Source organism: Pseudomonas sp. MDT1-16 (genome assembly GCF_054898115.1).
This window is the reverse complement of the sequence record NZ_CM142717.1, coordinates 1,381,818-1,395,168: the sequence shown is the minus strand read 5'-3', so window position 1 is coordinate 1,395,168 and position 13,351 is coordinate 1,381,818. Positions and strand designations below refer to the sequence as shown.

General features: G+C 60.8%; 13 protein-coding genes. 11 read left to right on the top strand and 2 right to left on the bottom strand.

The features are described from left to right. The first annotated feature begins 31 nt into the window (after positions 1–31). The 8 genes from ACYZT3_RS06220 (at position 32) to ACYZT3_RS06185 (ending at position 8,816) form a co-directional block, all read left to right on the top strand. The gene (locus ACYZT3_RS06220) at positions 32–508 is read left to right on the top strand and encodes a formate dehydrogenase subunit gamma (RefSeq protein WP_462031723.1); all 477 of its coding nucleotides are present in this window, start codon (positions 32–34) and stop codon (positions 506–508) included. After that, complete coding sequence (locus tag ACYZT3_RS06215) at positions 505–2,043, top strand: formate dehydrogenase beta subunit (protein ID WP_462031722.1); 1,539 nt, start codon at positions 505–507, stop codon at positions 2,041–2,043. The genes ACYZT3_RS06220 and ACYZT3_RS06215 overlap by 4 nt, the downstream gene beginning before the upstream one ends. Further along, positions 2,040–4,922, top strand: coding sequence for a formate dehydrogenase subunit alpha (fdhF, locus tag ACYZT3_RS06210; RefSeq protein WP_462031721.1), 2,883 nt, complete (start codon positions 2,040–2,042; stop codon positions 4,920–4,922). The genes ACYZT3_RS06215 and fdhF overlap by 4 nt, the downstream gene beginning before the upstream one ends. Beyond that, positions 4,919–5,140 (top strand): formate dehydrogenase subunit delta, encoded by a 222-nt coding sequence (locus tag ACYZT3_RS06205; protein ID WP_282375241.1) that lies wholly within the window; start codon positions 4,919–4,921, stop codon positions 5,138–5,140. Before fdhF ends, ACYZT3_RS06205 begins: the two co-directional genes overlap by 4 nt. A gap of 169 nt (positions 5,141–5,309) precedes the next feature. Next, a complete protein-coding gene (locus ACYZT3_RS06200) occupies positions 5,310–7,232 on the top strand; it encodes an alkaline phosphatase D family protein (RefSeq protein ID WP_462031720.1) in 1,923 nt (640 codons plus the stop codon). Positions 7,233–7,246: 14 nt separating this feature from the next. Next, a complete protein-coding gene (locus ACYZT3_RS06195) occupies positions 7,247–7,747 on the top strand; it encodes a P-loop NTPase family protein (protein ID WP_462031719.1) in 501 nt (166 codons plus the stop codon). A gap of 24 nt (positions 7,748–7,771) precedes the next feature. Next, entirely contained in the window at positions 7,772–8,209 is a 438-nt protein-coding gene (locus ACYZT3_RS06190; protein WP_462031718.1) for a bleomycin resistance protein, read from the top strand. Between the two features lie 202 nt (positions 8,210–8,411). After that, positions 8,412–8,816, top strand: coding sequence for a GNAT family N-acetyltransferase (locus ACYZT3_RS06185; RefSeq protein ID WP_462031717.1), 405 nt, complete (start codon positions 8,412–8,414; stop codon positions 8,814–8,816). A gap of 12 nt (positions 8,817–8,828) precedes the next feature. Here the strand turns inward: ACYZT3_RS06185 and msrA are convergent, their stop codons facing one another. Next, complete coding sequence (msrA, locus tag ACYZT3_RS06180; RefSeq protein ID WP_462031716.1) at positions 8,829–9,533, bottom strand: peptide-methionine (S)-S-oxide reductase MsrA; 705 nt, start codon at positions 9,531–9,533, stop codon at positions 8,829–8,831. A gap of 68 nt (positions 9,534–9,601) precedes the next feature. After that, positions 9,602–10,120, bottom strand: coding sequence for a peptide-methionine (R)-S-oxide reductase MsrB (gene msrB / locus ACYZT3_RS06175; RefSeq protein WP_462031715.1), 519 nt, complete (start codon positions 10,118–10,120; stop codon positions 9,602–9,604). 151 nt (positions 10,121–10,271) lie between these two features. Here msrB and ACYZT3_RS06170 point away from each other — a divergent pair, with 151 nt between their 5' ends. From ACYZT3_RS06170 to ACYZT3_RS06160, 3 genes are all read left to right on the top strand, one after another. Beyond that, the gene (locus ACYZT3_RS06170) at positions 10,272–10,988 is read left to right on the top strand and encodes a response regulator transcription factor (protein ID WP_282375234.1); all 717 of its coding nucleotides are present in this window, start codon (positions 10,272–10,274) and stop codon (positions 10,986–10,988) included. After that, the gene (locus ACYZT3_RS06165) at positions 10,985–12,505 is read left to right on the top strand and encodes a sensor histidine kinase (RefSeq protein WP_462031714.1); all 1,521 of its coding nucleotides are present in this window, start codon (positions 10,985–10,987) and stop codon (positions 12,503–12,505) included. The genes ACYZT3_RS06170 and ACYZT3_RS06165 overlap by 4 nt, the downstream gene beginning before the upstream one ends. A 91-nt stretch (positions 12,506–12,596) precedes the next feature. After that, positions 12,597–13,301, top strand: a complete 705-nt coding sequence (locus tag ACYZT3_RS06160; RefSeq protein WP_282375232.1) for a hypothetical protein — start codon at positions 12,597–12,599, stop codon at positions 13,299–13,301. The last annotated feature ends 50 nt before the right edge of the window (positions 13,302–13,351 follow it).

Below are 13,351 nucleotides of genomic sequence, written 5' to 3'. Positions count from 1 at the left end.
CTGGTTTGTCCGTGACCGTGAGGATTGCTGTATGCCTGATGAGATGTTGCACCTGCCTATGGTCAACAGCCTGCTGGAGCGCCACAAAGGCTCCCCCGGCGCACTGTTGCCCATCCTTCATGAGATTCAGGCGGGCATCGGTTATATCCCCGATGCTGCCGTCCCCGAGATTGCCCACGCCCTCAACCAGAGTCAGGCGGAGATTCGCGGGGTGATCAGTTTTTACCATGACTTCCGCACCGCGCCTCCGGCCCGGCATATCCTGCGTCTGTGCCGGGCTGAGTCCTGCAAGAGCCGTGGCGCCGAGCAGCTTGCCGCGCAGTTGCGCGAACGTCTGCAACTGGACGATCACGGCAGCAGCGCCGATGGCAGCATCAGTTTGCGTCCGGTGTATTGCCTCGGCGCTTGTGCCTGTTCCCCCGCTCTGGAATTAGATGGCCAGGTGCATGCGCGGCTTAGTGCCGAGCGTCTGGATGCGCTGCTCGATGCTTGTCGGGAGGACGCATGATGCCGCGCTTCTATCTGCCCGCTGATTCGCTGGCCCGTGCCGTGGGCGCTGATGAAGTGGCCTTGGCCCTCCAAAATGTGGATCTGCAACGCACCAGCTCTCGCGGCCTGTACTGGCTGGAACCGCTGCTGGAAGTGGAGACCCCGCAAGGCCGAATCGGCTTTGGCCCGTTGACCGCTGCCGATGTGCCGTCCGTGCTCGAGGCGCTGCAAGGCGAGCCCTCCGCTCATCCACTGGCCTTGGGTCTGGTGGAAGAGTTGCCTTATCTGAAGACTCAACAACGCCTGCTGTTCGCCCGCGCCGGTATTACCCGGCCGCTGTCCCTGGACGATTACCGAGCCCACGGCGGTTTCGAGGGCTTGAACCGGGCCGTCGCACTGGGCGGCGAGCAGACTGCTACAACGGTGTTCGATTCCGGTCTGCGTGGCCGTGGCGGCGCGGCTTTCCCGGCCGGAATCAAATGGCGCACGGTGCGCGCCACCCAGGCGGCGCAGAAATACATTGTGTGCAACGCCGACGAAGGCGATTCCGGCACCTTCGCCGACCGCATGTTGATGGAAGGCGACCCGTTCCTGTTGATCGAAGGCATGGCGATTGCCGGCATCACCGTCGGCGCCAACTACGGCTACATCTATGTGCGCTCGGAATATCCACAAGCCGTGGCGACACTGCGCGAGGCGCTGGACGTCGCCCGGTCCAACGGTTACCTCGGCGCCAATGTCGGCGGCAGCGGCCAGGCCTTCGATATGGAAGTGCGCGTCGGTGCCGGCGCTTACATCTGCGGTGAGGAAACCGCGCTGCTGGACTCTCTCGAAGGCAAGCGCGGGATCGTCCGCGCCAAGCCGCCGATCCCCGCGCTGCAAGGGCTGTTCGGTCTGCCGACGCTGGTGCACAACGTGCTGACGCTGGCCTCGGTGCCGCTGATTCTGGCCAAGGGCGCGCAGTTTTATCGCGATTACGGCATGGGCCGCTCCCTGGGCACCATGCCCTTCCAACTGGCGGGCAATATTCGTCACGGCGGTCTGGTGGAACGGGCCTTTGGCCTGACCCTGCGGGAGCTGGTGGAAGACTACGGCGGCGGTACCGCCAGTGGCCGGCCGCTGAAGGCCGCTCAGGTTGGCGGTCCGCTCGGCGCCTGGGTGCCACCGTCGCAGTTCGACACGCCGCTGGATTACGAGGCGTTCGCCGCCATCGGCGCCATGCTCGGTCACGGTGGTGTGGTGGTGGCTGACGACAGCCTGGACATGGCCCGCATGGCGCGCTTCGCCATGCAGTTCTGCGCCGAGGAATCCTGTGGCAAATGCACCCCCTGCCGCATCGGCTCGACCCGGGGCGTGGAGGTGATCGACCGTCTGCTGGCCGCGCCGGACCAGAGCGGCCGTGATGAGCAGGTGATCATCCTTAAGGACCTGTGCGACACCCTGCAATACGGTTCGCTCTGCGCATTGGGCGGCATGGTCTCCTTTCCGGTCGCCAGCGCCCTCAAGTACTTCCCCGCCGACTTCGGCCTGCAAGCCTCGGAGGCCGACCAATGATCACTCTCTTCGACCCGAAAACCGACATCGATCTCGGCACCCCGGCCCGCGACAGCCAGGTGCAAGTCACCCTGAACGTCGACGGCCGCAGCATCAGCGTGCCCGAAGGGACCTCAGTGATGCGCGCCGCCGCGCTGCTGGGCACCACCATTCCCAAACTCTGTGCCACCGACAGCCTGGAAGCCTTCGGTTCCTGCCGCATGTGCCTGGTGGAGATCGACGGCATGCGCGGCTACCCGGCGTCCTGCACCACGCCGGTCAGCGAAGGCATGAGCGTGCACACCCAGACGCCGAAGCTCGCGACCCTGCGCCGCAATGTCATGGAGCTGTACATTTCCGATCACCCGCTGGACTGCCTGACCTGCTCGGCCAACGGCAACTGCGAGCTGCAAACCGTCGCCGGCCAGGTCGGCCTGCGGGAGGTGCGTTACGGTTATGAAGGCGACAACCATCTGGCCGACGTGAAGGACACGTCCAACCCCTACTTCGACTTTGACCCGAGCAAGTGCATCGTCTGCAACCGCTGCGTGCGCGCCTGCGAAGAAACCCAGGGCACCTTTGCCCTGACCATTACCGGGCGCGGTTTCGAATCCCGGGTGGCGGCCGCCGGTGGCGAGAACTTCCTCGACTCGGAATGCGTGTCCTGCGGCGCCTGTGTGCAAGCCTGCCCCACCGCGACCTTGATGGAAAAAAGCGTGGTCGAACTGGGTCAGCCCGAACGTAGCGTGATCACCACCTGCGCCTATTGCGGCGTGGGCTGCTCGTTCCGCGCCGAGATGAAAGGCGACAAGCTGGTGCGCATGGTTCCCGACAAAAACGGTCACGCCAACCACGGCCACTCCTGCGTCAAGGGCCGCTTTGCCTGGGGTTACGCGACTCACCCGGATCGCATCACCAAGCCGATGATCCGCCAGCACATCAACGACCCTTGGCAGGAAGTCAGCTGGGATGAAGCGGTGACCTACGCCGCCAGCGAATTCCGCCGGCTACAGCAAACATACGGTCGCGACTCCATTGGTGGCATCACCTCCAGCCGCTGCACCAACGAAGAAACTTACCTGGTGCAAAAACTGGTGCGCGCCGCGTTCGGCAACAACAACGTCGACACCTGTGCGCGGGTCTGCCACTCGCCGACCGGCTATGGCCTGAAACAAACCCTTGGCGAGTCCGCTGGCACCCAGAGTTTCGACTCGGTGATGCAGGCCGACGTGATCCTGGTGATGGGCGCCAACCCCAGCGACGCCCACCCGGTGTTCGCCTCCCAGCTCAAGCGCCGCCTGCGTGAAGGCGCGCGGCTGATCGTCATCGACCCACGACGCATTGATCTGGTGGACTCGGTGCATGCCCGCGCCGAACTGCACCTGGCCCTGCGCCCGGGCACCAACGTCGCCATGCTCAATGCCCTGGCCCACGTCATCGTTACTGAAGGCCTGCTCGACCAGCCCTTTATCGACGCCCGTTGCGAGGGCAGCGATTTCGCCCGCTGGAGCGAACTCGTCAGCCGCGCGGAAAACTCGCCGGAAGCCCTTGGCCCGATCTGCGGCGTAGAACCTGCCGACATCCGTGCCGCCGCCCGTTTGTATGCCACCGGCGGCAACGCGGCGATTTATTACGGCCTGGGCGTCACCGAGCACAGCCAGGGCAGCACCGCGGTCATGGGCATCGCCAACCTGGCCATGGCCACTGGCAACATCGGCCGCGAAGGCGTGGGCGTGAACCCGCTGCGGGGGCAGAACAACGTTCAGGGCTCCTGCGACATGGGGTCCTTCCCTCACGAGCTGCCCGGTTACCGGCACATCTCCAACGAGGTGGTTCGGGCGCAGTTCGAACAGGCCTGGAACGTCACCCTGCAACCCGACCCGGGCCTGCGCATCCCCAACATGTTCGAGGCAGCCTTGGGCGGCAGTTTTAAGGGCCTGTATTGCCAGGGCGAAGACATCGCCCAAAGCGACCCCAATACCCAACACGTCACCGCGGCGCTGTCGGCCATGGAGTGCGTGGTGGTGCAGGACATTTTCCTCAACGAAACCGCCAAGTTCGCCCACGTGTTCCTGCCGGGCAGCTCATTCCTGGAAAAAGACGGCACCTTCACCAACGCCGAGCGGCGCATCTCCCGGGTGCGCAAGGTCATGGAGCCTCTGGGCGGCAAGGCCGACTGGGAAGGCACCGTGGCGCTAGCCAATGCCTTGGGCTACCCGATGAACTACAAGCACCCGTCGGAAATCATGGATGAAATCGCCAGCCTGACACCGACCTTCACCAACGTCAGCTACGCCGAACTGGAGCGTCACGGCAGCCTGCAATGGCCGTGCAACGCCGCGGCCCCGGACGGCACGCCGACCATGCACATCGAGGAGTTCGTGCGCGGCAAGGGGCGCTTCATGCTCACCGGCTACGTGCCCACCGAGGAAAAGGTCAACAATCGCTACCCTCTTCTGCTGACCACCGGGCGCATCCTCAGCCAGTACAACGTCGGCGCCCAGACCCGGCGTACCGACAACGTCGCCTGGCACGACGAAGACCGCCTGGAAATCCACCCGACCGACGCCGAGAGCCGTGGCATCAACGAAGGTGACTGGGTTGGCATCGGCAGCCGCGCCGGACAGACCGTACTGCGTGCGCGGGTCACCGAACGGGTCGCCCCAGGTGTGGTGTACACCACCTTCCACTTCCCTGAGTCGGGGGCCAACGTCATCACCACCGACAACTCCGACTGGGCCACCAACTGTCCGGAGTACAAAGTCACCGCCGTGGAAGTCAGCCGCGTCTACCACCCTTCCGAGTGGCAAAAACGCTACCAGGAATTCAGCGACAACCAACAACGCCTGCTCGACGAACGCCGTCAGGCGCGTGGCGCTAAAGCGGAGGTACGCCGATGAGCACTGCCAACCTGATCAAAATGGTCAACCAGATCGCCCAGTACTTCGCCAGTGAACCGGACCAGCAACTGGCCGTGCTCGGCGTGCGTAATCATCTGCAGATGTACTGGACGCCCGGCATGCGCAAGGAGTTACTGGCCTGGCAGACAGAGCATCAGGGGGCAGAGTTGCACCCTTTGGCGCAGGCGGCGGTCAGTGGGGCGGGCTGGGAGGCTTAGGTTCACACGCGATCCCTTGGGATTAGCCCCGAGCTTTTCGGGGCTTTCACTTGTGCAATGCTTGGCGGGTGGGCAGCCTGTTGTTGTTTGACTGTCGGATTCAAGCCAGTTGCAGTTCATTGACATCAGCTGCGTTATCATCCTGCGCTTCTCTGTTACAAGCACCCGGATGTCCATGTCTTTGCCACTGCCAGACGATCATCAATCCCTTCCCCCTGTCCTGGTCGGGCCGTTGTTGCGGCGGCTGGAGCCTACGCGTCTGGTGATGTGGCTGGTGGGGTCGCGGGCGCTGTCGCTGACGTTGCGTCTGCAAGATCGCGACGATATCCACCTCGACGCGAGTCAGTGCACGATCATTGCGGTGGGCACCCAGGCCTTTGTTCATTTGATCGATGTATCGCTGGACGCCACCCTGCCCTGCGACACGTTAATCGAATACGATCTGCTGATTGACGACGCTGGCACAGGCATCGCCGATTGGGCCCCGCACCTGCTGTACGGCGACGCCCGTTGTCCGAACTTCGTCCTGCGTAAACGGGTCGATCAGCTGCTGCATGGTTCTTGCCGCAAACCTCACCATCCGGCCCCGGACGGTTTGCTGTGTGTCGATCGTTTGCTGGAGGCCGAGCCGGATGCACACAAACGTCCGGCGCTGTTGATGATGAGCGGCGATCAGGTGTACGCCGACGATGTCGCAGGCCCCATGTTGCGAGCCATCCATGCCTTGATCGCGCGGCTGGGATTGTTCGGCGAATACCTCGAAGGTGCGGTGGTCAGCGACAGCGCCAAGCTCTACGAGGATCCCGCCAGCTACTACCATCGTGCGGATTTGTTACCGGCGCTGAAGAGCAACGAAACCCTGCGCGAGCGATTCTTCGGCGGGGTGCGTAAGCCGATTTTCACCAGCAGCAGTGCTGACAATCATCTGGTGACGTTCGCCGAGGTCATGGCCATGTACCTGCTGGTGTGGTCACCGACGCCCTGGACGTTGATCGCTCCAAAACCGCCAAAATTGATTCCCGAAAGACGCGAGCGTTATGCGCTGGAGCAAACGTGCATCGATGATTTCAAAGCGGGCCTGGGGGGTGTCGCCCGAGTGTTCGCCCATCTGCCGTGCCTGATGATTTTCGACGATCACGATATTACCGATGACTGGAATCTTTCCGCGCAATGGGAGGAAACGGCCTACGGTCATCCGTTCTCCAAGCGCATCATCGGCAACGCACTGATTGCATATATGGTGTGTCAGGGCTGGGGCAACAATCCGGATGCATTCGACGACGTGCTGGAAAAAACCCGTTTATTGAGTGCCACAGGGCAAGACGATTATCTCGACAGCGACGTGCAGGACGGTTTGATCGATGAGCTGCTGAGGTTTCAGAACTGGCACTACGTGCTGCCTACTAGCCCGGCCATTGTCGTGCTCGACACCCGCACCCGGCGCTGGCGCAGTGAGATGACCCTCAAGCAACCTTCGGGTTTGCTGGATTGGGAAGCGCTCAGCGAACTGCAACAGGAACTGCTCGATCACCCCTCGGCGATCATCGTTTCACCGGCACCGATCTTCGGCGTCAAACTGATCGAAACGATACAGCGGGTCTTCAGCTGGTGTGGTTATCCCCTGCTGGTGGACGCCGAAAACTGGATGGCCCATCGCGGCGCGGCGCAGGTCATCCTGAACATTTTCCGACACTCGCGCACACCCGGTAACTACGTGGTGCTGTCGGGCGATGTGCATTATTCCTTCGTTTACGAAGTATTGATCCGACACCGCAAGGCCGGCCCGCGAATCTGGCAGATCACCAGCAGCGGCATCAAAAACGAATTCCCGCCGGCCCTGCTCGAATGGTTCGACCGCCTCAATCGCTGGCTCTACTCGCCGCGCTCGCCACTCAACTGGCTGACTAAACGTCGACGCATGCGCATTGTTCCGCATGTCCCGGAACATGCTGAAGCGGGTGAACGGCTGTGGAATTCGGCGGGGATCGGGCAGGTGTTCTTTAATGAAAAAGGACAGCCGCAGGAAATTTATCAGCACAACTCAAACGGTTTGCCGAAGACGCGGATGGTTGCGCCTGACAACGAAGACTGAAATGGCGAGTCATCATGAACCTAACCCGAACCCTGATCATCGGCAATTCCGGCTCCGGCAAGAGTTGGCTGGCTAAACGATTGGCAGAACAACTTCAGGCTTCGAGGATCGATCTCGACCTGATTCACTGGTTGTCCGACGAACACAGCATCCCCCGCCCCCGTGCCAAGGCACTGGGAATGGCGCGGGTAGCAGCAGCTGAAGAGCGCTGGGTGATCGAGGGTGTTTACGGCTGGATCGTCAGCGAACTTATCCACCGCGCTACGACATTGATTTGGCTGTGTGTTGAAGACGAAAGCTGCGTGGCCAATGTTCGTCAGCGAGAAAACAAACAGGACGACGACACGTTGCTGATAGCGTTGCTGGAATGGGCCGGCAGTTACCGTACCCGCAAAGACTCCAGTGGATTTTCCGCGCACCAACGTCTGTTCGAAGGGTTCAGCGGTTCAAAAATCAAACTCAGGAATCGAACCGAAATCACGGCATTTGCGAACACCCTGCTACACGCCGACTAATCACACTGTTTCCCAAGGATGCATATGTTTGCACGGAGCAAGTCAGTCCCCGAATTAATGGTCACGGACATCAAGAAAAGCCTTCATTTCTGGACATCCCTGATCGGTTTTCAAATCGCCTATGAACGCCCCGAGGTCGGTTTTGCCTACCTCGATAAAAACGGCGTTCAAATCATGCTGGAGCAATACGACCCGGCCGAAGGCCAGTGGGTAACCGGCGCACTGCAAGCGCCGTTTGGTCGAGGCATAAACTTTCAAATCACGGTTGATGTCGTCGATCCCATACTCCAGCGCCTGGCCGACGTTGAATGGCCGTTGTTTCGTTCCTGCGCCGAAGCCTGGTATCGCGCGGAGGCGGTGGAAGTCGGCCAACGCGAATTTCTGGTGCAGGACCCGGACGGTTATCTGGTTCGATTGGTGGAAAGTTTGGGCGAGCGGCCGTATTCGCCCGTCAGCCACTGAGCCAAGAGATGGCTTGTTATTCGGATCGGGATTACATCGATCACGGAAACGTCTTTGGTAAGTCGATGGATACTGAGCGTCTGTCAAATGCGGAGAACACGATGCATACAGTCAAACACTCACATTGTCGCGAACACGCTGTACTGGCCAGGGCCGATCAAGCGCTGTACCCGAAGATCGCGGGCAAGAATGTGATTTCCGGATGAACAATGTCTTGCATGTCCGCGATGTACTGCCCTCGGAAGTAGAGTCCGTACGGCTTTTTCTGGGGCAGAACGGATGGGCTCACCGCACAGGCTCCGCTGAACATTTTGCGCAGTTGATCACTAACTCCCAACGCACCGCCCTTGCTGTGAAGAACTCCCGCATTGTCGGTTTTGCCCGAGGCATCACTGACGGCCTTTCAAACGGTTATCTGTCGATGGTCGTCGTCTGTGGGCAGCATCGACGTGAAGGTATCGGGCGTGCACTGGTTGAGCATGTCATGGGCGAGAACACCAACATTACCTGGGTTCTGCGAGCAGGCCGGGAAGGCGCTTCGGATTTCTTTTCAAGCCTGGGTTTTGAAACGTCGACCATTGCGATGGAGCGCCCACGTCGTAAGTAGCATACTCACCATTCACATCCCCGCCTTCACCAACACCGGTTTCTCCTGATACCGATTCGGATACAGCTGCTTCAACTGCGCGACCTTCGGTAGATCGTTGATCACGATATAGGGATAAGTCGGATGCTCGGTCAGAAAGTCCTGATGTTCCTCCTCCGCCGGGTAGAAACCGTTGTAGGTTTCCAGTTTGGTGACAATGGGCTTGTTGAACGAATGAGCGGCATCGAGCTGGGCGATGTAGGCCTGAGCGATACGTTGCTGTTCGCTGTTTCCCGGGAAAAGCGCCGAGCGATACTGAGTGCCGCTGTCAGGTCCCTGACGGTTGAGTTCGGTAGGGTTGTGAGCCACCGAGAAGTAGATTTGCAGCAAGGTGCCATAGCTGACCTGACGGGGGTCGAAGGTGACTTCGACGGATTCCGCATGACCCGTATCGCCCTCGCTGACCCGTTCGTACTGAGCGGTGTTGGCTGCACCGCCGGCGTAACCGGAGACAGCTTTCGTCACCCCTTTGACATGCTGGAACACGCCTTGGACACCCCAGAAGCAACCGCCGGCGAAGACTGCGGTTTCGCTGTGGGCCTGGGTGGTTTCGTCGAGGATGGGTGGAGGAATGATGACTGCGTCTTCGGCACTGAAAGAGACCGCTGAGCCGTGGCCGATGACGCCGGCAGCGGCCAGGCCCAACAGGGCGCGGCGCCAGGTGAATAGGGTTTTCATGAGGCTGACTCCTGAACAAATGGAATGACGATCAACCGAACGTAAACGCGAAAAGGTGTGCCCATGGATCAAGCCGACTGCGGCTCGAACGTCATCGCCAGGCCGTTCATGCAGTAACGCAAACCGGTGGGTTTGGGCCCGTCATCAAAGACATGGCCCAAATGACCGCCACAACGCCGACAGTGGACTTCTTCGCGCAGCACCCCGAAGGAGCGGTCCTGTCGAGTGGCCACGGCCTTGTCCAGCGGTGCCCAGAAACTTGGCCAGCCGGTGCGGCTGTCGAACTTGGTCGCGGAAGAAAACAACGGCAGTTCGCAACCGGCACAGGCAAAAATACCTTCACGGTGCTCGTTGTTCAGCGGGCTGCTGTAGGCCCTTTCGGTGCCCTCTTCGCGCAGGATTTCGTACTGTTCGGCGCTGAGCATGGCGCGCCATTCTCTGTCGCTGTGAGTCACCTCGAACACCTCCGTCGCACTGGCGTCACTGACCAGCGCAGAACTTGCGGAAAATTTTGGCAATACACCGATGACCAGGGCTGCAGCGCCTAGCCCGCCGCCTGCTACGAGAAACTGTCGCCGTGAAAACATGGTCGTCTCCGAAAAATCCAGGTGCCTGACATGGAACACAGCCTAGGCTTGGGTTGATCGCCAAATCCTCACGAGAAGTTAAACAATTCGTGATAACTCCGGCCCCGGAAAACCCGCACAATGCGCTCATTGCGCCGAAGGATTGAGCTTGATGGAACAGACCAAACGCGTCCTCGTGGTCGAGGACGACCTGCACATCGCCGACCTGATCTGCCTGCATCTACGCGATGAGCAGTTCGAGGTGGTGCACTGCGCCGATGGCGATGAAGGCATGCGACTGCTGCAGCAAGGAAGCTGGGACGCACTGATCCTCGACCTGATGCTGCCCGGCGTCGACGGCCTGGAAATCTGCCGCCGCGCCCGCGCCATGGCCCGCTACACACCGATCATCATTACCAGTGCACGATCCAGCGAAGTGCACCGGATTCTCGGGCTCGAACTCGGCGCCGATGATTACCTGGCCAAGCCCTTTTCCATGCTCGAACTGGTGGCCCGGGTCAAAGCGCTGTTGCGACGGGTCGACGCCATGGCCCGCAACCTGAAAATGGACGCCGGCAGCCTGATCATGGACGGCCTCTCCATCGACCCGATCACGCGCGATGTGTCCCTTGACGGGCGCCGTCTCGACCTCACGCCACGGGAGTTCGACCTGTTGTATTTCTTCGCCCGTCAGCCCGGCAAAGTGTTCTCGCGCATGGACCTGCTCAACACGGTCTGGGGCTACCGCCATGAAGGCTACGAGCACACGGTCAACACACACATCAACCGCCTGCGGGCAAAGATTGAAGCGGATCCGGCACAACCGGTGCGCATCCTCACGGTGTGGGGACGAGGCTACAAATTCGTGGCCAAGGAGGAGCAGCCGTGAGACTGACCCTGACTCAGCGCCTGTCTCTGGTTTTCGCCGTGTTGCTGCTGGTGTGTTGCGGCACGTCGGCATGGATGCAGGTGCGCGCCAACCAGATGCATGAGCTGGAAGTGGTGCAAGGGCTGTCACGGGATCTGGCCCAACACATCGCCCATGACACCGTATTGATGGACACCAAAGGCCTGATGCCCGACGCCGTGCGCGACCTGTTCAGCCAGTTGATGCTGGTCAACCCCAGTGTCGAGGTTTACCTGCTCGACACCGAGGGCAAGATTGTCGGCAGTGCTGCGCCCGAGGGTCGGATACGCCGGGAGCGGGTCGACCTGGCGCCGATCCAGCGCCTGCTCAAGGGCGATAACCTGCCGATTCTCGGCGACGATCCGCGCAGCGTCGATGGCCGCAAGGTGTTCAGCGCCGCGCCATTACAGGTCAACGGCAAACCGGCAGGCTATCTCTACGTGGTGCTGCTCAGTGAAGAACACGACCGCTTCGCCGAACGCGGCGCCACCAGCGCCGCCCTGAATACCGCACTGCTGTCCATCGGGCTGGTGGCGCTGCTGTGCCTGATTGCCGGTCTCACGGCATTTGCCCTCATCACCCGCCCTTTGCGCCGTTTGACCGAAACCGTCAGCCAGTTCGACATCGATGGCGCGCCGGTAACGCCACCTGCATCCGTCCCGCTGGAAAAAGCCGCCAGCCACGATGAAATTGCCATACTTGACGCCGCCTTCCGGCAGATGCAAGCGCGCCTCGGTGAGCAATGGCGTTCGTTGACCCGCCAGGATCAGGAACGCCGCGAACTGGTGGCAAACATCTCCCACGACCTGCGCACGCCTCTGGCCTCGCTGCACGGTTACCTGGAAACCTTGTCGCTCAAGGACGCCACGTTGTCCCCCACCGACCGCCGCCGTTATCTGGGCATCGCGCTCGATCAAAGCCGCAAGGTGGGTGGTCTGGCGCAATCGCTGCTGGAACTGGTGCGACTGGAACATGGCTTTGTGCAACCGGTGCTGGAGCGCTTCTCGCTGACCGATCTGGTGCAGGACATTTTCCAGAAATTCGAACTGACGGCCGAGGCGCGACAAGTCGAACTCAAGGCCACCTTCGCACCCAATGTTTCGGCCGCCTGCGCCGACCTTGGATTGATCGAGCGGGTGTTGACCAACCTGTTCGACAACGCCCTGCGTCATACCCCCCGAGGTGGAGAAATCGAGCTCAGCCTGCGCCCTCAAGGGCCTTTTATCGAAGTCACTGTCAGCGACACCGGCCCCGGCATTGCCGCCGAACTGCGCGAAGGTCTGTTCCTGCGCCCATTCAACATAGGCGGCGCACGGCGTGATGGCGGACTGGGGTTGCGGATCGTGCACCGGATCCTGCAATTACACGGCCGCGAGATCCAGCTGATTGATGTTCCCGGACGCGGCGCGACCTTCCGCTTTTCGTTGGCGGTGGATCAGCAAACGGCCGAGCAATGGGCGGTTCGGTCGATGAATCTGAATTCGATGGGGAATCCGTGACAACGCCGCCTCGGTCCAATAGATTAGACGGCCTGAAAAGGCCCTGTGCTTTCTCGCCTCAACCCAAGTTAAAAGAAGTAGTGAAATTTCAATGTCCGATTCCAATACCGCTGAATCCGTAGTCACCTTGTCGTCCAAAGCGGAATACGAAAACTCCATCAATCTTTCACAGCACGTGCCCCAGGCCAAGACCATCAGCGAGATGGTCCTGGACGCTTTCCAGTCCACCCGGGAAAGCGATCAGATCCGCGAGCTGCGCGCCGCGATTCGCCAGGCTCACGACCGCTTCGACGACGATAAAGCCTACGAATTGATGGGCGAACTCAAGCAACTCAAGGACGCTGAGACTGCCGACATTGCGGCCCTGGAAGACTTGAGCAGCAAATTCCCGATCAGCCGGATTCTCTCCAGTTTCAAGGACGATCCGGCGTTTCAGGAATTGGTCTACGGCCTCGCACTGAAGGTGCTGAACCAGACCCACCAAGCCATCAGCAACCCGACCAGTAGCAAGAGCAAGGCTGCTCGCGCCAAGAAAGATGTCGAAGTGTTCACCATCAGCAAAGATGGCATCAGCGTCACGCTACCGCTGCGCACCCCGCGCTCGCGACTGAACGTTGACCGTGAAGCGTTGGAGTTCCTGGGCTTCACCTTCGTCGGCGAAGGCGAAGAAGCGGAGTTGGAAAGCGAGACGTTCCTGGACAATGCCGGGGCCGAACAAGCGGTTAACCGCAAGAACATCATCACCGCGCTTCAGCAGCAAACCGCGTTCGATGGCTACAGCATCGCCGCGCAGTAACACACGCCATCGATGACTGAAAAGCCCCGCACTGAGATTCAGCGTGGGGC

Coding starts and splice junctions, on each gene's coding strand:
- ACYZT3_RS06205 (WP_282375241.1), top strand. CDS start 4,919: ATGAGCACTGCCAACCTGATCAAAATGGTCAACCAGATCGCCCAGTAC.
- ACYZT3_RS06160 (WP_282375232.1), top strand. CDS start 12,597: ATGTCCGATTCCAATACCGCTGAATCCGTAGTCACCTTGTCGTCCAAA.
- ACYZT3_RS06200 (WP_462031720.1), top strand. CDS start 5,310: ATGTCCATGTCTTTGCCACTGCCAGACGATCATCAATCCCTTCCCCCT.
- msrB (WP_462031715.1), bottom strand. CDS start 10,120: ATGTTTTCACGGCGACAGTTTCTCGTAGCAGGCGGCGGGCTAGGCGCT.
- ACYZT3_RS06195 (WP_462031719.1), top strand. CDS start 7,247: ATGAACCTAACCCGAACCCTGATCATCGGCAATTCCGGCTCCGGCAAG.
- ACYZT3_RS06215 (WP_462031722.1), top strand. CDS start 505: ATGATGCCGCGCTTCTATCTGCCCGCTGATTCGCTGGCCCGTGCCGTG.
- fdhF (WP_462031721.1), top strand. CDS start 2,040: ATGATCACTCTCTTCGACCCGAAAACCGACATCGATCTCGGCACCCCG.
- ACYZT3_RS06220 (WP_462031723.1), top strand. CDS start 32: ATGCCTGATGAGATGTTGCACCTGCCTATGGTCAACAGCCTGCTGGAG.
- ACYZT3_RS06185 (WP_462031717.1), top strand. CDS start 8,412: ATGAACAATGTCTTGCATGTCCGCGATGTACTGCCCTCGGAAGTAGAG.
- ACYZT3_RS06190 (WP_462031718.1), top strand. CDS start 7,772: ATGTTTGCACGGAGCAAGTCAGTCCCCGAATTAATGGTCACGGACATC.
- msrA (WP_462031716.1), bottom strand. CDS start 9,533: ATGAAAACCCTATTCACCTGGCGCCGCGCCCTGTTGGGCCTGGCCGCT.
- ACYZT3_RS06170 (WP_282375234.1), top strand. CDS start 10,272: ATGGAACAGACCAAACGCGTCCTCGTGGTCGAGGACGACCTGCACATC.